Raw genomic sequence first — 21,754 nt, 5'->3', positions numbered from 1 at the left:
TCGGCCTCCAGCTCCTTGACTCGTCTCAACTCGGAGGCCTCCAGGCCGCCGTACTTGCTCTTCCATTGATAGTAGGTCGCTGTGCTGATCCCAGTCTGGCGACAGATGTCCTTGACTGGCACGCCTGCATCGGCCCGTTTGAGCGCGGCGACGATCTGCGTTTCGGTGAACTTTGATGTGCGCATGAAACCTCCTGACTGGGAAAAGATGCCAGAAAGTTCTACTTATGGGATGTCTGCCGATCGGGGGAGCTTACGCGAGTACCAGCAGCTTGAACGCACCCTGGCCCAGCAGGCCACAGCCAACGGCAGCCACAAAGTCGAGGTGGCCGACATCCGGCAGTACATCAAGCCGATCGACGGCTACGATGCGGTCAACGGCACACTGTTCGACAAACCCCTGCCTGCGTACAACTCCCTCAGCCTGACGGAAATGTCCGCCACCCGCGCCGAATGGGTCGCAGCACGCACGACGCTGGGCCCCAGGCAGCGCCTGTTCCTTGACCTACCCGAGCCACATACCCACCCAGCCACACAGCCCGGGGCACAGCGTGGACCTCCCGGCAGCGCAGTGGCCGAGGGCATACCTGGCGGCATGAGCCCCGCCATGAAAGCCATGAACATCGCCGGCGTGGCAGCGTTGGCGCATGAGTTCGCCACGACTGGCCACAAGTGGGTTGAACTGCGATCCCAAGGCAACACGGCAGGCGCGGATTCAACGGCAGTCCATTTCGTTGGACGCAACCTGGGTGGCGCACTAGGAGGATTCGCCGCAGGTGCCGGTGTCGGCTTTGTGACAGGCTCCTGGTCTGGCCCGGGTGCCATTCTGGCCAGTGTTGGCGGCGGTGTGGCTGGCGCCTACGCGGGCGAAAAATGGGCTGAACAAAAGGACTTCGAACGGGTCTACCTCCAGACCGACCAGGCAGGCACCACCTGGATGCGCAACCCAGCAGACCCGCAAGGCCGCTGGCTACGCAGTGCACATCAGCAGCAAGTGCAGAGCGGCGACCTGGGCACGGGTGTGGAGGTGCGCCCGGTGCAGACTGCCCTGGGTGAAGATGTCACCTTCCGCACAGACCAAGTCGCCAGCGGCACCCAGGCGCGCTATATGGACTGGAAATCAGCCAACGCCGCCTATGAGCTGGGCCTGGCAAACCTGCCTCCCGCCAAGGACCCCTGGCGCATTGATGCCAGCCACCTGGAGACACCACCGCGTGCTGCGTTCGAAACCAAACGCGACTTCGTACGCGACAAGGCATCGGGTCAATGGGAGCTGGAGATCACGCAGCGGATGGATGGACGGACGGAGATTTCCCATAGGGAGCCCGTGCAGCCCGAGCAGCAAGCAGCACTGGACGAACAATCGCGCACGCTGATTGCCCAGAACGCCGCCAACACCAAGGCCGCACTCGCTGCCCGCTACATGGTTGCTCACGCGCACGGCCGCTGGAGTGACTTTGGCGACGCTGACAACCCTTCCATTCCGTCAGCCATCATCGATGCACAACGCAGCGCCGACACCTTGCTGGCCAGCGACGGCAAAACCTACACCCGGCAAGATGCTGGCCAGTGGCTCAGTGATGGCATCCTGTTCGACCGGCAGGCCAACCGCAACATCAGTGACGAGCTGGAAATCACCTGGAGCAGCCAGAATGCCGGCATCCAGCAGCTCGACCAGATGGCCGGGCAGATACGGGAAACTGTACAAATCCGGCCTGAGGGCATCCGCGGACTAGTGGAGAGCTTGTACGCAAAACACGGCATAGAGCGCAGCGAGGAACAGCTGTCCGCCACTGCCGCTGCCATACAGCACAACCTGCCCGCAACGGAAAAACCCACCAGTATCAGCCTTGAGCTGATGCCGGATCCACGCACCCGCCGCATCAACGCCGACAGTGCCATTGCCACTTTCGAGAGTGCGCAAGGAAACCGCATGGTGCTCACCGCCACCACCACCATGGAGGACGTGGCCAAGTTGCAGTCGCAGTCTGCCGACGCTCAACCGTTGCAATCACCGCATCAGTCATCTGACAGCCCGCCACTGCAATCCCGGCATCAGCCTGCCGACGCCGACGCACAGCAGCTTGCCAGTGCGCGACAGGAGCATGCTGCCAGCCCTGTGGCACCGGTCACGCACGACGGCCACCCCGCCGAGGTGGTGCCCGAGCAGGCGCGCGACACACACGAACACAAGCCACCGATGCACTTGCCACCACAACCCGGCCATGAGGATTACCCGCTCTACGAGCAAATCCATCAGGGTGTCTGGGCCATGGACAACGCACACGGACGTAGCTTTGATGCCATCAGTGAACGCATGACCGCCAGCCTGTTCGTACTGGCCAAGCAGAATGACCTGTCGCGTGTGGATCATGTGGTGCTTGGCAATACACCGTGCAATGGCCAGGCCGAGCCCAACGTATTCCTGGTGCAGGGCCAACTGCACGACCCCGCCCATCTGCGGTTGTCCATGTCCAGTACGCAGGCCGTACAAACACCACTGGAGCAATCGATGGAGCATTACCAAGTCGCCAGCCTGGATGCCCAGCAACGCGAGCTGCAGCGGCAGATTGGACAGCAATCGGAAATACAGCAGCACGATCGCGGCCGGGCACCGGTAATGGGTTGAGCCCTCTGCATGGATCTACTGCCTGCCGGCCTTGGCGTATTGGTATCGCGCCAAGAGCCGGCAGCAGCCGCTCGCCAATACCCCCATGGTCTGCCTGGACGGCTTGCCGGCCTTGGCTCGCCGCGCGCTATGCTCCAAGCCCCCGTATTCATGACAGGCAGCCGACACGCAGGACTGCCCGCCCCACCCTGCCCTCATGCCACTCAATCCTGCCTCCGTGAAATCCACCGCCGCGATGGGCGCTTTTGTGCTGCTCTGGGGCAGTGCGGCCATCTTTACCCGCTGGGCACTGGACCACAGTTCGGTGATGGCGGTGCTGATCCTGCGCTATGGCCTGGCCCTGGGTGCCCTGCTGCTGATCGGCCTGTCGGCCCGGCGCTGGCTGCCGCAACCCGGCACCCGCTGGCGCGTGGCCGCCACCGGCCTGGTGCTGATTGCCGGCTATTCGGTGTTCTATTTCCAGGCCATGGCCCATGGCATCACGCCGGGGCTGCTGGCTACCCTGCTGGGCATCCAGCCGATCCTGACCCTCGCCGCTTTTCCGCAGTCCGCCTGCTCGGCCTGCTGTTGTCGCTGTGCGGATTGACCCTGGTGGTGTGGCAGAGCCTGCTGCAGGCCGAGCTGTCGGTGGTCGGCCTGCTGTTCGCCGCGGCCGCCCTGCTGTGCATGACCTTCGGCGCGCTGATGCAGAAATCCATCACCCAGGCACCCAGCCAGGTGCTGCCGCTGCAATATCTGGTCACCCTGGCCGCCTACCTGTGCCTGCTGCCGTGGCAGCCCTGGCAGGTGCAGATCAACACCGGCCTGATCATTGCCCTGCTCTACCTGGGCCTGGTCATTTCAGTGGCTGCCCAGCTGCTGCTGTATCGCCTGATCAGCGGCGGCAACCTGGTCAATGTCACCAGCCTGTTCTATCTGGTGCCGGTGGTCACCGTGGTGCTGGATTACCTGGTCCTGGGCAACACCCTGCCCGCTCTGGCCGTGCTGGGCATGTGCGCCATCCTCGCCGGCCTGGCCCTGGTGTTCGCGCCCGGCAAACGCCTGCACTGAAGGCCCTGACGACCGGCACAGGCAGACACAACAAGGCCCGCTTGCGCGGGCCTTGTTGCTGCTGGCGACCTACGGCGTGGCCGCTCAGCCTTGCAGGGAGGTCAGGCGCCAGGCACGGTGGATACGGCCATTGCGCTCGAAGTCCGGGTCGATGGTGCGCGGGCTGATTTCCTCGCAGTGGGCGAAGCCGGCAATGGCCTGCTCGTCCAGCTTGAAGCGGCGGAAGTTGTTGGAGAAATACAGCACCCCGCCCGGGGCCAGGCGCTGTACGGCGGCCATCAACAGACGCACATGCTCGCGCTGCACATCGAAGTCCTCGGCGCGGGCCGAGTTGGAGAAGGTCGGCGGGTCACAGAAGATCACGTCGTACTGCCAGGTCTCCGCTTCCAGCCAGCGCAGCGCATCGGCCTGGACCAGACGGTGCTCGCGCCCGCCCAGGCCGTTGAGGGCCATGTTGTCGGCACACCACTCCAGGTAGGTTGCCGACAGGTCCACGCTGGTGGTGGACAGCGCACCGGCCACCGCCGCCTGCACACTGGCCACACCGGTGTAGCAGAACAGGTTGAGGAAACGCCGGCCCTCGGCCTCGCGGGCCATCTGCCCACGCAACGGGCGGTGGTCCAGGAACAGGCCGGTGTCCAGGTAATCGAACAGGTTCACCTGCAGCAGCGCGCCGTGCTCGACCACCTTCATGAACTGCTCGCGCTTTTCCATGCGGCCGTACTTGCTGCCGCCCTTGCCGCGCTCGCGGGTCTTCAGCGCCACCCGGTCCTGCTCCAGGCCAAACACCTCACGCGCGGCGGCCAGCAGCTCGTTGCGGCGGCGCTTGACGTCGGCTTCCGGGATCGAGGCCGGGGCTGCATATTCCTGCACGTGCAGCCAGGTGCGGGCACTGTTGCCTGCTTCCAGGTAGACGTCGATGGCGGCGGCGTATTCGGGCAGGTCGGCATCGTAGACGCGGTAGCAGGTGACCTTGCTGCGGGCCAGCCACGGCTTGAACTTGCGCAGGTTCTTGCGCAGGCGGTTGGCCACCATCTGTGCGCCTTCGCTCAACTCGCGCGGGGCCTCACCGGCCGGGCGCTCACGCTCGGGCTGCTTGACCGGGTCGCACACCAGCTGGGTGCACTCCAGTGCGCCATTGAACAGCTGGTAGGTCTTGCGCGCACGCAGGCCGGTGGCAAAGCCCAGGTCCGCGGTGCCGCACAGGATCGAGGCACGCCAACCCGGCACCGCCCGCTTCAGGGCATCGCCCAGGTCGCGGTACAGGGCCTCGTCGGCGGCCAGACGCTCGTCATAAGGGGGGTTGCAGACCACGCAGCCACGCGCCTGCTCCGGTGCCTGGATCAGGGCCACATCGCCAATGGTGAACTGGATGATGTCCGACAGACCGGCTTCTTCCACGTTCTGCCGGGCCGAGGCAATGGCCCGCGGGTCGATGTCATTGCCGAAGATCACCGGCTTGAGGGCGGCGCGGCCAACGGCCTCGCGGGCACGGGCATCGGCAAACAGGGCCTTCCAGCCGGCCTGGTCAAAGCCGAGCCAGCGGCTGGGCGGGATCGAGCCATGGCGGTGCAGGCCCGGGGCGACATCGGCGGCCATCAGCGCGCCTTCCACCAGCAGGGTGCCGCCACCGCACATCGGGTCCAGCAGGGCGCCGCCCTCGGCGTGGATCTTGGTCCACTGCGCGCGGATCAGCAGCGCGGCGGCCAGGTTTTCCTTCAACGGCGCATCGTGGGCGGCCATGCGCCAGCCACGACGGTGCAGCGGGCCACCGCCCAGGTCGATGGAGACGGTGGCAATGCCCTTGCGCAGGCTCAGGTTGATGCGCACATCGGGCAGCTCGACGTTGACGTTCGGGCGTTCCAGGCCGTGCGCACGCATGCGGTCCACCACCGCGTCCTTGACCCGCTGCGCCGCATAGCGGGCATGGGTGATCTGCTCGCCGGACACATGCGCGTCCACCGACAGGGTACGGTCGGCGGTGGTCTGGTTTTCCCAGTCGATGGCCAGCACGCCCTGGTACAGGGCGGTGTCATCGGGACATTCAAAGCTGTGCAGCGGCCACAGCACGCGGCTGGCCAGGCGCGACCACAGCACCACGCGCTGGGCGTCATTCATCGTGCCCTCGGCATTGACGCCGGCCACGGTGGCCGTGGCACGGGGCAGGCCCATGGCCATCAGCTCATCAGCCAGCAGGTACTCAAGGCCCTTGGCGCAGGATACGAAGAATTTCACGAAGCTTTAGTCCACAACGGGGAAAACGGCGGGCGCGTACAGGCGCGGTCGGCACCGGCCATGACGACCGGGCCGCACAGTGTAACCGCTCGCACCTGCCCGCCCGCTGAGCAGGGGCGCTTACAGGGTGGAAAGCAGCTCACCGAAGGCCAGCGCGCAGGTCTCCACGTTGGCCGACAGGCGGTGGCCGTCATCGACCAGCAGCAGCCGCGCCGAGCGCTGGGCGGCCCAGTCAATGACCCCGGCGGCCGGGATGATCTCGTCCTGCCAGGCATGCACCACGCTGGTCGGCACCGCGGCGGCGTCCAGTGCCGGCATCGGCCCCATGGTCAGCGGCGGCACCATCAGGAACAGCCCGCGCACCGGCACCTGCAGGCTGGCGATGGCCGACACATACGCCCCCAGGCTGGAACCGGCCAGCACCAGCGGGCCCTCCCCGGCGCGTACCCGGGCCAGCTGCAGCAGGCGCTGCAGGCGTGCCGGCACATCGCCGACCCGGCTGATGTCGTTGCGTGCATCCAGATCGGTGTAGTCCGGGCGCTCGCAGCTCCAGCCCAGGCGCTGGGCCACCTCGGCCAGCGCCGTCACCTTGACCGCGTCCGGGCCGCTTTCAAAACCGTGGGAGAGGATGCAGTGACCGCGGGACATGACAGGCCTTTCGTGGCAGCAGGTGGGGCAGGCAATGCTAGCATCGCCTGCCATGGATACCGCCCTGCCCCCCGCCCTGCCGCACTGGCTGCCGTATTGCGCACGCCTGCAGACACGCCCGCTCGCCGACATCGACCTGGTGGTGATCCACTGCACCGAGCTGCCCGACCTGGACATGGCCCGCCAGTACGGCGAGCGTGAGCTGTATGCCAGCGGCACCGGCAACAGCGGGCATTTCTACATCGACCGCGACGGCCGCATCGAGCAGTACGTGCCGCTGCACTGCGTGGCCCACCACGTGCGAGGCTACAACCCGCGCTCGGTGGGCATAGAACTGGTCAACCGCGGGCGCTGGCCACACTGGCTGGACTCACAGCACCAGGCCATGGACGAACCCTACAGCCCCGCCCAGCTGCAGGCCCTGCAGCAGTTGCTGGACAGCCTGGGCGCTGCCCTGCCCGGGTTGCGCTGGATTGCCGGCCACGAGGACCTGGACCGCGAACAGGTGCCGGCCAGCGATGATGCGCGGCAGCTGGTGGCGCGCAAGCGCGACCCCGGCCCGCAGTTTCCCTGGCACCAGGTGCTGTCGGCCACCACGCTGCAGCGCCTGCCCGGCGCCTGAGCGAGCCGGATGTCGCCCGGCTCAGGCCTCGCGCCAGGCCTGCTCGCCCGCTTCCACGGCCAGCTCCAGGCGAGCTTCCGGCGGTGCCAGCGGGCAGACCAGATGCGGGGTCAGCGCGCAGGCCGGGTTCTCGGCGCGGTTGAAATCCAGCTCGATCCAGCGCTGCCCGGCTGCCGGCAGGTCCACCACCAGGTTGCGGCCGCTGTTGTGCGAGCCGCGGCCGCAGGTGCGGTCGCTGAACATGAACATCATCGCGTCGCCCTCGGGCAGCATCACCGCGCGCAGGCGGTGCTCGCGCCCGGCAACCCAGAAACTGGCCTCACCCGGCATGGAAAACTCCAGCGGGGTGCCGATGGTGGTCAGCACCACCAATGGCCGTGGTTGCGGATACGCCTTCCAGCGCGCCTTGATGCGCCAGCGCGCATCCACCGGATAATGCTGGAAGCCGGCAAAACGATGCTGCTGCGCGGCCTTGGCGCGGGTATAGCGCCAGCCCCACAACGGGCCGGTACGCACCACGAAGAACTGGCCATCGGCCACCGCCAGCCGGGTCCCCGGATCCACATCGAATTCGGAGGGCTGCAGCGGCAACGGTGAGTCGGCATCGATGCCGACAAAGCGCGCATGCTCTGCGTCCAGCTCCAGATGGCCCAGCTCGGCCACCGCCACCGGCAGGCGCAGGTCCGCCTCGCGGGCCAGCTCGCCGCCCAGTGAATAGCGCCCCGGCAGCAGACGCCCGGAGGCCACGTAGGCCAGACGACCGGGGCTGCGCTTCATCTCCGTCACGCGGCCGGCACGCCACTGCTCCAGTTCCTGCAGATAGGCCGCATCGACCTGGCCGGCCGGGCCATGGCCACCCTTGCAGCCCCCCAGCAGGGCAACAGCCAGGATGGCCGGCAGGCAACAGCCGGCGCGCAGTGGAAGCGACAGGGACATGGAGGGAATTCTCACCTCAGCCGGTCGCACCGACTGCGACCGGGCGCAAGGAATCGGCGATCCAGCCACTCCAGGAGCCGGCATACACCCGCGCCCCGTGCAGCCCTGCCGATTCCAGTGCCAGCAGCAGGTGGCAGGCGGTCACTCCCGAGCCGCACATCAGCACCGTGTCCTGCACGTTGGCATGGCCCAGCACCTGCTGCACCCGGGCCCGGATCTGCGCCGGCGGCAGCAGGCGCCCCTGCTCCACCAGCGCCGCATAAGGCAGGTTGAGCGCGCCGGGCACATGCCCGGCCACCGGGTCGACCGGCTCCTGCTCACCGGCAAAGCGCGCCGGTGCACGGGCATCCAGCAGCCAGCCAGGTGCCTGCCCCAGGCGCGCGAGTACCTGGTCGGCATTGACCACCTGGCTTGGATCAAACCGGCCCGGATACGGCGGCAACGGGGCCACCACCGGGGTATCGGTGTGCAGGGCCAGGCCGGCGGCCGTCCACGCCGCCACGCCGCCGTCCAGCACCAGCACGCGGGTATGGCCGAGCAGGCGCAGCAGCCACCACAGACGCGCCGCGGCCATGCTGCCATCGGCCGCGTCATAGACCACCACGGTGGTGTCCGGTGCAATTGCCCAACGCCCCAGCGCCGCGTTGAAGGCTTCCTGGCCGGGCAATGGATGCCGGCCCTGGCCCGGCGTACTGGCGGCCGGCGCAGCCAGATCCAGGTCCAGATCGGCATGCAGCGCGCCGGGCAGATGACCGGCCTGCCAGGCCTTGCGCCCGGCGGCACGGTCACCACCGCCGGTGACCGGGGCGCAGCGCGCGTCAATCAGCCGCAGCGCGTGCCCGGCCTGCAACCAGGCCTGCAGGGTCGGCACATCGACCACGACCTGGCCGGGTGCCAACGGTGGGATGGTGGGTGCACTCATGAGCGGTCCTCGGCGGGCAGAACGGCCACGTTACCATCGCCGCCCGCGCCGGACAGGCCCCGGCGTGGCCAAGCGTGCCGATCAGACGCGCTGATCAGACGGGCCGATCAGGCCTGCTGCAGGCGCTGGTGCAGGTTGGCCAGCATCGCTGCGGTGGCCCCCCAGATGCGCTGACCGGGCCAGTCGTACTCCAGCACACTGCGGGTCTTGCCGCCCCAGTCCAGGGTGCGGGCATGCACATTGCCCATGTCCATCAGGTAATCCAGCGGCACCTCGAACACCTCGGCCACTTCATCCGGGCTGGGCACGGCGACAAACGCCGGATCGATCACCGCCACCAGCGGCAGCACCCGGTAGTTGGTGATGGTGATGAACGGGTCCAGAAAACCCAGCGTCACCGCCTGTTGCGGCAACAGGCCGATCTCCTCGGCGCTCTCGCGCAGGGCAGCGGCGGCCGGATGACGGTCATCGGGCTCGATCCGGCCACCGGGAAAGCCGACCTGGCCGCCGTGGTTGCGCAGGTGCTCGGTGCGCCGGGTCAGCAGCACCTGGGTGCCACTGGCACGCGGCACCAGGCCCACCAGCACCGCCGACTCCACCGGCGGGCGGTCAGGCAACAGGTCGGCCAGCTGGGCATGGTTCCAGCCCTTGCCCTGCGGCACCCGGTCCAGCCGGTGCAAGACCTGCTCCAGTATCGGCAGTTGCGCCAGGCGGGCCAGATACGGGCGTTGCTGCAGGCACTGCTGGCGCAGCGCACCGGCCATCAGAGCCGCCTGCTGGCCACTGTCCAGACGCCCCCAGGCCATCACCTGGCCGGCATCGCGCACACAGCCAAGACAGGACCCCTGGGCATCAAACTGGCACACACCGATACACGGGCTGTGCGGGCGTTGCTCACTCACCGTCGCATCCACTTTGCAGCGCCTGTGCGCCGCGTAAATACAAACGCCGGCATGGCGCCGGCGTCTGTGGTCCAAGCTGCTGGCTTACTTGATGCTGACCAGCTTGACTTCAAACTGCACTGCCACGTTCGGCGGGAACGGCAGGCGCGGGTCGGCGCCATAGGCCTTGTCGGCCGGCAGGGTGATTTCCCACTTCGAGCCGACCGGCATCTGCAGCAGGACATCGCGCATGGCCTGCAGTTCGACGTCGGCCATCTTGATTTCCGGAACCTGCTGGGCCGGACGGGCTTCGCTGGGACGCTGGCCGTACGGGAACGGGCCGGCCACTTCCAGGGCCACGGTGCTGCCGGTGGTCGGCTTGGCGCCACGGCCGGCCTCGATCACGCGGTACTGCACACCGCCAGCCAGGGTCTGCACACCGGCCTTGGCACGGTTCTCGGCCAGGAAGCTGTCCGAACGGGTCTTGTTGTCGGCAGCGGCCTTTTCATACTCGGCACGGGCCTGCTCGGCACGCGCACGCTCGCGCTGCTGGAATGCCTCCACGGCCGGACGCAGCTGGTCGGCAGTGATGCCCGGCTGCTGCTTGGCAAAGGCGTCCTGCAAGCCCTTGACCACCGAGTTGATGTCCAGCTGCTCGCCACGGGCGGTCAGCTCATTGAGGTTGTTGCCGTAGTCATAGCCAAAGTAATAGCTCAGACGCCCCTTTTCGGAGGTGGTGTCCTGTGCCAGTGCTGCACCCGACAGGGCCAGAGCCGCCACAGCGACGGCGAGGGAACGCAACTTCATCAAACTATTCTCCGCAAAAGGAATGGCACCAAGGCAATCATTGAACCCGAGGCGACGCGCTAGCATAGCCTTGCGTGCTGGCTGATCGCCACTGTCAACGCGGCTTTTTGACTGCGTATACGGGCACAAGTTCCCGCATGCCTTCCAACTTTCTATTTTTTTAACGCCTGTCAGGAGTTTTCGCATGGATTTGTCGCTGGTCAGCTGCACCGTTGATGCCGGAATCTGCACCCTCACCGTCAATCGCCCGGACAAGCTCAACGCGTTGAACCAGCAGACACTGCAGGCCCTGGATGCGGCCTTTGCCCAGGCCCAGGCCGATAACGATGTGCGCGTGGTGGTGCTCACCGGCGCCGGCAGCAAGGCCTTTGTTGCCGGTGCCGACATCAGCCAGATGAACCAGCTGACCCCGGTCCAGGGCCGCGACTTCTCCCTGCTCGGCCAGCAGCTGATGCGCCGCATCGAAGCACTGGGAAAACCGGTGATCGCCAAGGTCAACGGTTTCGCCCTGGGCGGCGGCCTGGAGCTGGCCATGGCCTGCCACCTGCGCATTGCCGCTGACAGTGCCAAGCTCGGCCAGCCGGAAATCAACCTGGGCCTGATCCCCGGCTTTGGCGGCAGCCAGCGCCTGCTGCGCCTGGCCGGCCGCGCCGCCACCCTGGAACTGTGCCTGCTGGGCAGCCCGATCAGCGCCGAGCGCGCCCTGGCCCTGGGCATCGTCAACGAAGTGGTCGCCGCCGATGCGCTGGACGCACGCGTGCAGGCCCTGGCCGCGCAGCTGGCCACCGCCGCCCCGCTGGCCCTGCGTGCGATCCTGGATTGCGTACTGATCGGTGGCGAATGCGCACTGCCGCAGGCATTAGAATTTGAAAGCACCCAGTTCGGCCTGGTGTTCTCCACCGCCGACATGCGCGAAGGCACCAGCGCCTTCCTTGAACGTCGCAAACCGGAGTTTGTTGGTCAGTGAGCAATACCGTTTCCACCGCGCAGCTGGCCGCTTGGCTGGCTGCCGACAACCTGGACGCCGCCATCGAGGCCGGCCTGCTGCACTGGACCCCCGGCGCAGCCGATGACGCCGGCCAGCAGGCCATGGTGGGCGCTGCCCATGCGCGCCTGACACAGGCGCTGGCTGCCCGCGAGCGCTACCGCGCACGCGCCGTGCGCCTGCGCCGTATCGCTGCCGAGCGCGATGCCCGCCGCGCCCCGGCGCCGGCCGCCCCCGGTGCTGCGGCGGCGCTGCCGGGCAATGTGGCCGCGATCCTGGCCCGGGCCAAGGCCAAGGCCGCACAGGGCCATTCGTGATGGCGGCCGTCAGCAAGCGCGCCGGCAAGGCCTCCCTGCTCAGCATCGCGCAGATCACCGAGATGTTCAGCCGCCTGCGCGAGCTCAACCCCAAGCCCAAGACCGAGCTGGAATACAGCAGCCCGTTCGAGCTGCTGGTGGCCGTGGCGCTGTCGGCCCAGGCCACCGATGTGGGGGTCAACAAGGCCACCCGCCGCCTGTTCCCGGTGGCCAACACGCCGCAGGCCATGCTGGACCTGGGCGAGGACGGGCTGAAGCAGTACATCAACACCATTGGCCTGTACAACGCCAAGGCCGCCAATGTGATTGCCGCCTGCAAGATCCTGGTGGAAAAGCACAACAGCGTGGTGCCGCAGACCCGCGAGGAACTGGAAGCCCTGCCCGGGGTCGGGCGCAAGACCGCCAACGTGGTGCTCAATACCGCCTTCGGCCAGCTGGCCATGGCGGTGGACACGCACATCTTCCGCGTCTCCAACCGCACCGGTCTGGCCCCGGGCAAGAACGTGCGCGAGGTCGAGGACAAGCTGGTCAAGGTGATCCCTGCCGAGTTCCTGCTCGATGCGCACCACTGGCTGATCCTGCACGGGCGCTATGTGTGCAAGGCACGCAAGCCCGAATGCGCCGGCTGCGTGATTGCCGACATCTGCCGCTTCAAGGAAAAGACCCGCGTCGACTGACGCGGGCCCTTGTCACCCTCTGCCACGCCGCGCACGGCTCAACCGAAGCGACGCTCGCGGAACCAGCGGGTCAGCACCCACTTCTCCCCTTCGATCACCGGTGCCCCGGCATGCAGGGTCTTGGTGCTGGGATGGGCGCGGTCATAGCTGAAAAACACCGCATTGCCCTGCACCGCGGCAAACTCCAGCCCGGCATCGGGGAAGGTGGTGGCCCCGCCACGCAGCGGCGTGTTGAGGTAGGTCACCAGGGTGGCCACGCGCTGGCCGCCATGGCGCAGCGCCGCATCGGCCCCCGGGCCATCCGGGTCGAAATAATCGTAGTGCGGCTTGTATTCGGCACCCGGGCCGTAATGCAGCACCTGCAGTGGCTCGGCGTGATCCAGCGGCCAGCCGGCCAGATCAGCGATACGCTGCTCGATGCGGGCCACCAAGGAAGTGCAGGCGGTGGGCAGGTAGGTGCCGTCGCTGGTACGCGACTGGTGCGCCTCGTTCTCACCGGTCACCGCATTGAAGGTGGCCGAGCGCTTGAGCCGGCCACGCGCGGTGTCGATCAGCTCGGCGCATTCTTCGGCCGAGAGCACGTTGCCCAGCAACACCACACGCGGATGCAGGCTGCTGCCCAGCACGTTGATGGCGCGCCCATCGACCTGGACCTGGGAGGGGCCGTTGAGGGCGAACGGGCTGGGCACGGCCACCGGCAGGGGCAGGCCGTTGCGCCGGGCATGCTCGTCCACATAGCGGCGCAATGCGGCATCCACCGCGGCACTGGCCCGCTGCTGGCTCCAGCCGGCCTGCAACAACGGGGCAATCAACTGTTCCGGGCCGGCACCGGATTGCGCCGTAGCGACCAGCCACTGGCAAAATTCATCGGACAGGACGTCATTGTTCATTGTGACAGTTTGCCTGAATCAGGCAATCATCGCGCCGGCGGCGGCCAACAGCGGCCGGGCCCGCTGTCATCGCCTGTCACAATTGTGCAATCCACAGCCCCTAGCCTTCCCCCAACCAAACCGCCTGCAAGGCCATCTTCATGCACCTGCCCCGTACCGTTCTGACCACCGCCCTGCTGGCCGCGCTGTATGTCCCGGCTGCCCATGCCGAGGTGGCCATTGATGTCATCGCCGGCTCGGAAATCACCTTCGAGGGCCTGCTCCAGGCCGATGGCAACTGGTTCCACAACGATGTGGCCGATCTGAACGGCAACAGCAACAACGGCAATGACTCCGAATTCGAGCTGCGCCGCGCCGAGCTGATCCTCAAGGGCAAGGGCCCGGGCAACATCGACTGGGTGGTCGGCTATGACGCCAAGGCCGACAAGTTCCTGGACACCAACCTGCGCTACAAGTTCGGCGGCAATGCCGCCACCTTCCTGCAGGCCGGCCAGTTCAAGCAGCCCAACTCGCTGGAAGAGCTGTCCAGCACCAAGAACAACGACTTCATCTCCAAGGCCACGGTGACCAACACCTTCGCGCTGGGCCGTCGCCTGGGCGTGGCCTATGGCACCGGCCAGGACAACTGGTCGCTGACCGGCTCGGCCTTTGGCCGCGAGCTGACCCGCAACCTGGCCCATGGCAGTGGCTATGCGCTGCGTGGCACCTTCGCCCCGCTGATGGAATCGGGCCAGGTCCTGCACCTGGGCCTGAGCTGGGCCGATTACGACACCGATGCCGACACCCTGCGCCTGCGTGCCCGCCCCAATGCCGACCTGGCCACGGTGCGCCTGGTGGACAGCGGCGAGCTGCGTGACACCGACCGCATGCGCACCATCGGTGCCGAACTGATGTACCTGCACGGCCCGCTGAAGCTGCAGGCCGAGTACTTTGATGCCTCGGTCAAGCGTTACGACCATGGCGATTACAGCAGCAGCGGTTATTACCTCAGCGGCGTGTGGAACCTGACCGGCGAGAGCTGGGGTTACAAGGGCGGCGTGCCCACCACCGGCCTGCCCAGCGAACCGGCCAGTGGCCAATGGCAGCTGGCAGCCCGCTTCGACCACATCGACCTGAACGACGGCAGCGTCAACACCGCCGCTGCGATCCCGGTAGTGGACGGCGTGCTGGGCGGCAAGATGGATGTGTGGACGGTCGGGGTGAACTGGTACTGGCGCTCCAACTTCCGTACCTCGCTCAACTACGCCATGGCCGACAGCAGCAAGTACAGCAGCAGCGCCGGTGGCTTCGTCGATGACAAGCCGTCCAGCGTGCAGGCCCGTCTGCAGTTCTTCTGGTAAGCCTCCACTGCGTGGTGTGCAACAAGGCACGGCCCCTGGGCCGTGCCTTTTTTGTTGCCCCGGGCAGCGCCTGCGCGCTGTCATCGACCTGTCACCGGCCTGCCGCATCACCGTCATCGCGGTGGCGTGCAATGTCCGCAGCACTTCCCACCCTGTCCTTTTTTGGAGTCCTGCGTGACCAACCCTGTCAGCCGCCGGCTTGCTGCCGCCTTTGCGTTGATCTGCTGCCCGCTTGCCGGCAGCGCCCTGGCCAACGATGTCACCGGTGCCGGTGCATCCTTCATTTTCCCGGTGATGAGCAAGTGGTCGGCCGACTACAACGCCGCCACCGGCAAGCGGGTCAATTACCAGTCCATCGGCTCGGGTGGCGGCATCGCCCAGATCAAGGCCGGCACCGTGGATTTCGGCTCCTCCGATGCCCCGCTGCCGCCGGCCGAACTGGCCGCCGCCGGCCTGGTCCAGTTCCCGTCGGTGATCGGCGGCGTGGTGCCGGTGGTCAACGTGCCCGGGGTGGCGCCGGGCGCACTGAAGCTGGATGGCGCCACCCTGGGCAACATTTTCCTGGGCCGCATCAGCAACTGGAATGACCCGGCCATCGCCGCCCTCAATCCCGGCCTGGCCCTGCCGGCGCTGCGCATCAGCGTGGTCCACCGCTCCGATGGCTCGGGTACCACCTTCAACTTCGTCAACTACCTGTCCAAGGTCAACAGCACCTGGCGCAGCCAGGTCGGCGAAGGCACCACGGTGCGCTGGCCGGTGGGCATCGGCGGCAAGGGCAACGAGGGCGTGGCCGCCTATGTGAAGCAGATCCGCGGCGGCATCGGCTATGTCGAGCTGTCCTATGCACTGCAGAACCGCCTGGCCCACACCCAGATGAAAAATGCCGCCGGCCAGTTCGTGCAGCCCTCCGATGCCAGCTTTGCCGCCGCGGCCGCCAGTGCCGACTGGGCCAGCACACGTGACTTCCACCTGGTCATGACCAATGCCCCGGGCGCGCAGTCCTGGCCGATCACCGCGACCAACTTCATCCTGATGCGCAAGCAGCCGCGTTCGACCGACGGCGCCAAGGCGGCGCAGACCTTCATGCGTTGGGTCTATGCCAATGGCGATGCGGCCGCCCGCCAGCTGGACTACGTGCCGCTGCCGCAGCCGCTGGTGGACCAGATCCAGACCTACTGGAGCCAGAACCTGAGCTACTGAAACTGAACCAGACTGAGCTCTCCACGCCGCGCAACCCCTTGTTGTGCGGCGTTTTTTTATCGACCGGCCACGGCCTGTCATCTGCGTCATCAAGCTGTAACAAAAACATCATTCCATAGTCGCAACCCGGCCCGGCCGGACCCAACGTTTCTATGGAGCCAAGCATGAAACTGCGTACCACCGGCCTTGCAGCCCTCTCCCTGGCCATTGCCCTGGGCCTGTCCGCTTGCGGCGGCGCCTCCCAGCCGGCCACCGGCGATGCAGCCGGCAGCAGCGAGCGCATCAGCGCCGAAGTCTCCGGCGCCGGCGCCTCCTTCATCTTCCCGCTGGTGTCCAAGTGGTCGGCCGACTACAACACCGCCACCGGTGCCAAGGTCAATTACCAGTCCATCGGTTCGGGTGGCGGCATCGCCCAGATCAAGGCCGGTACCGTGGACTTCGGCTCCTCCGACAAGCCACTGCCGTCCGACGAGCTGGCCGCGGCCAACCTGGGCCAGTTCCCGTCGGCGATCGGCGGCGTGGTGCCGGTGGTCAACCTGCCGGGCCTGACCCCGGGCCAGCTGCGCCTGAGCGGCGAAGTCCTGGCTGACATCTACCTGGGCAAGATCACCCACTGGAACGATGCCGCCCTGACCGCACTGAACCCGGGCGTGAGCCTGCCGGCCGAAAAGATCACCCTGGTCCACCGCTCTGACGGTTCGGGCACCACCTTCAACTTCACCAACTACCTGTCCAAGGTCAGCACCGGCTGGAAGGACGGCGTGGGCGAAGGCACCTCGGTGCAGTGGCCGGCCGGTGTCGGCGGCAAGGGCAACGAAGGCGTTGCCTCGTATGTGAAGCAGATCGCCGGCGCCATCGGCTATGTCGAGCTGGCCTACGCCACCCAGAACGCCATGCCGTATGCCTCCATGCGCAACGCCGACGGCAACTGGGTGCAGCCGAGTGCGGAAACCTTCGCCGCCGCTGCCGCCAGCGCCGACTGGGCCAACGCGGCCGACTTCAACCTGGTCATCACCAATGCCGCCGGCGCCAACTCCTGGCCGATCACCGCCACCAACTTCATGTTGATGAGCAAGCAGCCCAAGGATGCGGCCCGCAACCAGGCCGCGCTGGACTTCTTCAAGTGGGCCTTCCACAACGGCCAGGCCCAGGCCAACGAACTGCACTACGTGCCGCTGCCGGCCGAACTGGTTGCCCAGATCGAGACCTACTGGGCCAGCGAGTTCACCAAGTAAGCCCCAGGTGCCCGCGTCCAACGCGGGCACCGTCCTTGTGCCACCTCCCCACGCAGTTACACAACGGGCTTGATTGACCGATGACTTCCACCACCCTCACCGCCGCGCCCACGCCCAACGAGCGTCGTGACGCACGCAATGACCGCCTCTTCCGCTGGGTCCTGATGGCCACCGTGGGCCTTGTCCTGGTGGCCCTGGTGTGCGCGGCACTGTCCATGCTCTGGGGCGGCCGGCATGCGCTGGCCAGCCAGGGCCTAAGCTTTTTCACCTCGGCCGACTGGAACCCGGTGGAGAACAAGTTCGGTGCACTGGCGCCGATCTACGGCACCCTGGTCACCGCGCTGATCGCGATGGTGATTGCCGTGCCGGTGTCCTTCGGCATCGCCTTCTTCCTCACCGAAGTGGCGCCGCGCTGGCTGCGTGGACCGGTCGGTACCGCGGTGGAACTGCTGGCCGGCATTCCGTCGATCATCTACGGCATGTGGGGCCTGTTCGTGCTGGTGCCGGTGATGACCCAGTACGTGACCCCGGTGCTCAACGACCACCTGGGCACCCTGCCGCTGATCGGCAAGCTGTTCCAGGGCCCGCCGCTGGGCATCGGCATGCTCACCGCCGGCTTCGTGCTGGCGATCATGGTCATTCCCTTCATCTCCTCGGTGATGCGCGAGGTGTTTTTGACCGTGCCCACGCGCCTGAAGGAATCGGCCTACGCCCTGGGTTCCACCCGCTGGGAGGTGACCTGGGACATCGTGCTGCCATATACCCGCTCGGCGGTGATCGGCGGCGTGTTCCTGGGCCTGGGCCGCGCCCTGGGTGAAACCATGGCAGTGGCCTTTGTGATCGGCAATTCGGTGCGCCTGACCCCGTCGCTGCTGGAACCGGGCACCACCATTGCCGCGCTGATTGCCAATGACTTCGGCGAAGCCACCGAAACCTACCGCTCGGCCCTGCTGCTGCTCGGCTTTGTGCTGTTCATCGTCACCTTCGTGGTGCTGGCCATTGCCCGCCTGATGCTGATGCGCCTGTCCCGCAAGGAGGGCAACTGATGTCCACCGCCACCATTTACCTGCGCCGCAAGCTGACCAATGGCATCGCCATCGGTCTGGGCGTGGCCACCGCCACCTTCGGCCTGTTCTTCCTCGGCTGGATCCTGTGGACCCTGGCCAGCCGCGGCCTGCCCGGCATCAACTGGGCACTGTTCACCCAGAATACCCCGGCACCGATGGTGGAAGGCGGCCTGGCCAACGCGCTGTTCGGTTCGGCGGTGATGTGCGCCATGGCCATCGCCATGGGCACCCCGCTGGGTGTGCTGGCCGGCACCTGGCTGGCCGAGTACGGCAATGCACGCAAGGCCGGCACCGTGGTGCGCTTTGTCAATGACATCCTGATGTCCGCTCCGTCCATCGTGCTGGGCCTGTTCGTCTACACCCTGTACGTGATGCAGACCGGCGGGCGCTTCTCGGCCTTTGCCGGCGCCCTGGCACTGGCCTTCATCGTGCTGCCGGTGGTGATCCGTACCACCGACGAAATGTTGCGCCTGGTACCCACGCAGATGCGCGAGGCGGCCCTGGCCCTGGGCGTGCCGCAGTGGAAGGTCACCGTGCAGGTGCTCTACCGCAGCGCCAGCGCCGGCATCGTCACCGGCATCCTGCTGTCGCTTGCCCGCATTTCCGGCGAGACCGCGCCGCTGCTGTTCACCGCCTTCGGCAACCAGTACTGGAACAGCGATGTGTTCGCACCGATGGCCTCGGTGCCGGTGGTGATGAACCAGTTCGCCGGCAGCCCGTATGAATCCTGGCAGGTACTGGCCTGGGCCGGCGCCCTGGTGCTGACCCTGTTCGTCCTGCTGATCAGCCTGACCGCCCGTGGCCTGCTGCTGCGCAACCGCATCTCCAACGATTGAATCCTCTCGAGCCCACCATGACCACCACTTCCCACAGTGTGCCGATGCAGCGCATCAACGTCCCCACCGGCAACGGCATTGTCCTGCCTGACGCACCGGTCAAACTGGCCGCGCGTGAGCTGAACTTCTACTACAACGGCTTCCATGCCCTGAAGGACATCAACCTGGAAGTGCCGGAAAAGCGCGTCACCGCGCTGATCGGCCCGTCCGGCTGCGGCAAGTCCACCCTGCTGCGCACCTTCAACCGCATCTACAACCTGTACCCCAAGCTGGAAGCCCGCGGGCAGGTGCTGCTGGACGGTGAGAACATCCTCTCGCCCAAGTACCCGATGAGCCGCCTGCGCTCCAAGGTGGGCATGGTGTTCCAGAAGCCGGTGCCGTTCCCGATGACCATCTTCGAGAACGTGGCCTACGGCATCCGCCATCATGAAAAGCTCTCCAAGGGCGAGATGGCCGACCGCGTCGAGCATGCCCTGCGTCAGGGCGCATTGTGGGACGAGGTCAAGGACAAGCTGGGCCAGAGCGCGCTGGGCCTGTCCGGCGGCCAGCAGCAGCGCCTGTGCATTGCGCGCGCGGTGGCATTGAAGCCGGACGTGCTGCTGCTGGACGAGCCGACCTCGGCGCTGGATCCGATCTCCACCAGCCGCATCGAGCAGCTGGTGGAAGAGCTGAAGAAGGACTACACCATCGTCATCGTCACCCACAACATGCAGCAGGCCGCCCGTGTGTCCGACTACACCGCCTTCATGTACCTGGGCGACCTGATCGAGCATGACCGCACCGAAGTGATCTTCTCCCAGCCGTCCAAGCAGCAGACCGAGGACTACATCACCGGCCGCTTTGGATGAGATACCGCGTTTGACCGATGCCCCGCCGGCATCGGTCGCGGTAGCGAACGCCTGACCATGGATGGTCAGGCCGGCAGTTCCGGAGCCGAGGCTGCTACGCCACGGATGGCAACCCCCATCGTCGAGTGCATGCGCCCCCTGCGCCATTCAACCATCAGACCAACGAGCACGCCATGACCCAGCCCAACGACCATATCGTCAAGAGCTTCGATGACGAACTGCAGCGCCTGACCGCCGAAATCTCCCGCATGGGCCGCATGGCCGTGGCCCAGCTGGAATCGGCCATGGATGTGATCGAACGTTTCGACCCGGCCGCGGCCGAACGCATCATTGCCAATGATGTGGAGATCGACGCCCTGGAGCAGTCCATTGCCCATGACGTGATGCGTCTGGCCCTGCGTGGACCGATGGCCCGCGACCTGCGCGAGATCCTGGTCGGGGTGCGGGTACCGGCGGAAATCGAACGCATCGGCGACCATGCCGCCAACGTGGCCAAGCGCTCGCGTGTGCTGGCGCAGATGCCGCCGGCCCACCAGCCCACCCCGCCGCAGATCGCCGGCCTGCGCGCGGTGGGCAAGCTGGCTGCCAGCCAGGTGCTGCGTGCCATCCAGGCCTACGAGGCCCGCGATGTGGATGCGGCCATGGCCATGCGCGAGGATGATGCCCGCCTGGATGCGCAGTACACCGCCCTGTTCCGCGAGCTGCTGACCTACATGATGGAGGATGCACGCAACATCACCGCCTGCACCCACCTGTTGTTCATGGCCAAGAACCTGGAGCGCGTGGGCGACCATGCCACCAACATTGCCGAGAACCTGTGGTTCCTGGTCCACGGTGACACCCCGTTGCCGGCACGCGAGAAGGCCGACCGCACCAGCGGCAATTGAGCTGTCCCGCCACGCACCGGCCTGCCGGTGCCGGTGCGCGCTGCGGCGGCCCAGCCAGTGACGGCTCTGTTAGGCTATGGCAATGGATACTCCCACTGATTGCGCGCCGCAGGCCCCTGCGTTCGCGCCGATGTCCCGCCGTTTCCGTGGCTACCTGCCGGTGGTCGTGGATGTGGAGACCGGCGGTTTTGACAGCACCCGCCACGCCCTGCTCGAACTGGCCGCCGTGCCGCTGGATCTGGACGATGCCGGCCGTCTGGTCCCCGGCAATACCCATGCCGCGCATGTGATTCCGGCCGAAGGCACCGAGATTGATCCCAAGTCACTGGAAGTGACCGGCATCCGTCTGGACCATCCGTTCCGTCTGGCCAAGGCCGAGAAGGAAGCGCTGGAACACGTGTTCGCGCCGATCCGCGCAGCCTTGAAGAAGCACAACTGCCAGCGCGCGATCCTGGTTGGGCACAACGCCCATTTCGACCTGGGTTTCATCAATGCGGCGGTGGCCCGCAGCGGCCACAAGCGCAACCCGTTCCACCCCTTCAGCGTGTTCGACACCGTGACCCTGGCCGGGGTGGCCTTCGGCCAGACGGTGCTGGCCCGCTCGGTGGCCGCAGCCGGCATCGAATGGGATGCCAGCTGCGCCCACAGCGCGGTGTATGACACCGAAAAGACCGCCGAACTGTTCTGCCACATTGCCAACCAGTGGCCGCGTCAGGATCACGCCTGACCCATTGGTTGCACAG

Annotated in this window: 23 protein-coding genes; 15 read left to right on the top strand and 8 right to left on the bottom strand. The window is 66.7% G+C overall.

The features are described 5' to 3' along the window. Positions 1–185: transposase (locus ABB30_RS08035; protein ID WP_057637777.1), on the bottom strand; the 185-nt coding region annotated here is incomplete at its 3' end. Between ABB30_RS08035 and ABB30_RS08030 the strand changes: the two genes are divergently transcribed. The 3 genes from ABB30_RS08030 (at position 184) to ABB30_RS16650 (ending at position 3,678) form a co-directional block, all read left to right on the top strand. Then, positions 184–2,628 (top strand): XVIPCD domain-containing protein, encoded by a 2,445-nt coding sequence (locus ABB30_RS08030; RefSeq protein ID WP_152980640.1) that lies wholly within the window; start codon positions 184–186, stop codon positions 2,626–2,628. The genes ABB30_RS08035 and ABB30_RS08030 overlap by 2 nt on opposite strands. Before the next feature lie 217 nt (positions 2,629–2,845). Further along, positions 2,846–3,214: an EamA family transporter gene (locus ABB30_RS16655; RefSeq protein WP_211263470.1), complete on the top strand. Its 369-nt coding sequence runs from the start codon at positions 2,846–2,848 to the stop codon at positions 3,212–3,214. A 5-nt stretch (positions 3,215–3,219) separates the two neighbouring features. Further along, entirely contained in the window at positions 3,220–3,678 is a 459-nt protein-coding gene (locus ABB30_RS16650) for a DMT family transporter (RefSeq protein ID WP_245626459.1), read from the top strand. 84 nt (positions 3,679–3,762) lie between these two features. Here ABB30_RS16650 and rlmKL read toward each other — a convergent pair whose 3' ends face one another. After that, positions 3,763–5,913, bottom strand: coding sequence for a bifunctional 23S rRNA (guanine(2069)-N(7))-methyltransferase RlmK/23S rRNA (guanine(2445)-N(2))-methyltransferase RlmL (gene rlmKL, locus ABB30_RS08020; protein WP_057637775.1), 2,151 nt, complete (start codon positions 5,911–5,913; stop codon positions 3,763–3,765). Between the two features lie 120 nt (positions 5,914–6,033). After that, entirely contained in the window at positions 6,034–6,561 is a 528-nt protein-coding gene (locus ABB30_RS08015) for an alpha/beta hydrolase (protein WP_057637774.1), read from the bottom strand. A 34-nt stretch (positions 6,562–6,595) separates the two neighbouring features. Between ABB30_RS08015 and ABB30_RS08010 the strand changes: the two genes are divergently transcribed. Next, entirely contained in the window at positions 6,596–7,183 is a 588-nt protein-coding gene (locus ABB30_RS08010) for a peptidoglycan recognition protein family protein (RefSeq protein ID WP_245626455.1), read from the top strand. Between the two features lie 21 nt (positions 7,184–7,204). On the opposite strand, the gene ABB30_RS08005 is transcribed toward ABB30_RS08010, so the two are convergent. The 4 genes from ABB30_RS08005 to ABB30_RS07990 all read right to left on the bottom strand — a co-directional run bounded on the left by ABB30_RS08005 (position 7,205) and on the right by ABB30_RS07990 (position 10,729). Beyond that, the gene (locus ABB30_RS08005) at positions 7,205–8,119 is read right to left on the bottom strand and encodes a DUF1684 domain-containing protein (protein ID WP_057637772.1); all 915 of its coding nucleotides are present in this window, start codon (positions 8,117–8,119) and stop codon (positions 7,205–7,207) included. Positions 8,120–8,135: 16 nt separating this feature from the next. Then, positions 8,136–9,041 (bottom strand): sulfurtransferase, encoded by a 906-nt coding sequence (locus ABB30_RS08000; RefSeq protein WP_057637771.1) that lies wholly within the window; start codon positions 9,039–9,041, stop codon positions 8,136–8,138. 107 nt (positions 9,042–9,148) lie between these two features. After that, positions 9,149–9,943, bottom strand: coding sequence for an NUDIX hydrolase (locus ABB30_RS07995; protein ID WP_245626454.1), 795 nt, complete (start codon positions 9,941–9,943; stop codon positions 9,149–9,151). 84 nt (positions 9,944–10,027) lie between these two features. Continuing rightward, positions 10,028–10,729, bottom strand: a complete 702-nt coding sequence (locus ABB30_RS07990; RefSeq protein ID WP_057637770.1) for an FKBP-type peptidyl-prolyl cis-trans isomerase N-terminal domain-containing protein — start codon at positions 10,727–10,729, stop codon at positions 10,028–10,030. 184 nt (positions 10,730–10,913) lie between these two features. Here ABB30_RS07990 and ABB30_RS07985 point away from each other — a divergent pair, with 184 nt between their 5' ends. From ABB30_RS07985 to nth, 3 genes are read left to right on the top strand one after another with little or no spacing between them, the layout of a single operon-like run. Continuing rightward, a complete protein-coding gene (locus ABB30_RS07985; protein WP_057637769.1) occupies positions 10,914–11,696 on the top strand; it encodes an enoyl-CoA hydratase/isomerase family protein in 783 nt (260 codons plus the stop codon). Beyond that, positions 11,693–12,031 (top strand): hypothetical protein, encoded by a 339-nt coding sequence (locus ABB30_RS07980; RefSeq protein ID WP_057637768.1) that lies wholly within the window; start codon positions 11,693–11,695, stop codon positions 12,029–12,031. Before ABB30_RS07985 ends, ABB30_RS07980 begins: the two co-directional genes overlap by 4 nt. Further along, positions 12,031–12,708: an endonuclease III gene (nth, locus tag ABB30_RS07975; RefSeq protein WP_057637767.1), complete on the top strand. Its 678-nt coding sequence runs from the start codon at positions 12,031–12,033 to the stop codon at positions 12,706–12,708. The genes ABB30_RS07980 and nth overlap by 1 nt, the downstream gene beginning before the upstream one ends. A 38-nt stretch (positions 12,709–12,746) precedes the next feature. Here the strand turns inward: nth and ABB30_RS07970 are convergent, their stop codons facing one another. After that, a complete protein-coding gene (locus tag ABB30_RS07970; RefSeq protein ID WP_057637766.1) occupies positions 12,747–13,598 on the bottom strand; it encodes a 2OG-Fe(II) oxygenase in 852 nt (283 codons plus the stop codon). A gap of 140 nt (positions 13,599–13,738) precedes the next feature. Here ABB30_RS07970 and ABB30_RS07965 point away from each other — a divergent pair, with 140 nt between their 5' ends. The 8 genes from ABB30_RS07965 to rnt all read left to right on the top strand — a co-directional run bounded on the left by ABB30_RS07965 (position 13,739) and on the right by rnt (position 21,738). Then, positions 13,739–14,938, top strand: coding sequence for an OprO/OprP family phosphate-selective porin (locus ABB30_RS07965; protein ID WP_057637765.1), 1,200 nt, complete (start codon positions 13,739–13,741; stop codon positions 14,936–14,938). Positions 14,939–15,112: 174 nt separating this feature from the next. Next, the gene (gene pstS, locus ABB30_RS07960) at positions 15,113–16,138 is read left to right on the top strand and encodes a phosphate ABC transporter substrate-binding protein PstS (protein ID WP_083489763.1); all 1,026 of its coding nucleotides are present in this window, start codon (positions 15,113–15,115) and stop codon (positions 16,136–16,138) included. Between the two features lie 164 nt (positions 16,139–16,302). Continuing rightward, positions 16,303–17,373, top strand: a complete 1,071-nt coding sequence (gene pstS / locus ABB30_RS07955) for a phosphate ABC transporter substrate-binding protein PstS (protein WP_057637764.1) — start codon at positions 16,303–16,305, stop codon at positions 17,371–17,373. An 80-nt stretch (positions 17,374–17,453) separates the two neighbouring features. Then, positions 17,454–18,419 (top strand): phosphate ABC transporter permease subunit PstC, encoded by a 966-nt coding sequence (gene pstC / locus ABB30_RS07950; protein WP_057637763.1) that lies wholly within the window; start codon positions 17,454–17,456, stop codon positions 18,417–18,419. Continuing rightward, on the top strand, positions 18,419–19,276 hold the full coding sequence (gene pstA, locus ABB30_RS07945; protein ID WP_057637762.1) for a phosphate ABC transporter permease PstA: 858 nt from the start codon (positions 18,419–18,421) through the stop codon (positions 19,274–19,276). Before pstC ends, pstA begins: the two co-directional genes overlap by 1 nt. 17 nt (positions 19,277–19,293) lie before the next feature. Beyond that, positions 19,294–20,124 (top strand): phosphate ABC transporter ATP-binding protein PstB, encoded by an 831-nt coding sequence (pstB, locus tag ABB30_RS07940; RefSeq protein WP_057637761.1) that lies wholly within the window; start codon positions 19,294–19,296, stop codon positions 20,122–20,124. Between the two features lie 173 nt (positions 20,125–20,297). After that, a complete protein-coding gene (gene phoU / locus ABB30_RS07935) occupies positions 20,298–21,011 on the top strand; it encodes a phosphate signaling complex protein PhoU (RefSeq protein WP_057637760.1) in 714 nt (237 codons plus the stop codon). 76 nt (positions 21,012–21,087) lie between these two features. After that, positions 21,088–21,738 (top strand): ribonuclease T, encoded by a 651-nt coding sequence (gene rnt / locus ABB30_RS07930; protein WP_425477385.1) that lies wholly within the window; start codon positions 21,088–21,090, stop codon positions 21,736–21,738. The last annotated feature ends 16 nt before the right edge of the window (positions 21,739–21,754 follow it).

This window comes from Stenotrophomonas ginsengisoli (assembly GCF_001431485.1).
In the GTDB taxonomy this organism is placed as follows: Bacteria; Pseudomonadota; Gammaproteobacteria; order Xanthomonadales; family Xanthomonadaceae; genus Stenotrophomonas; species Stenotrophomonas ginsengisoli.
This window is presented reverse-complemented; position numbering and strand designations above follow the sequence as displayed.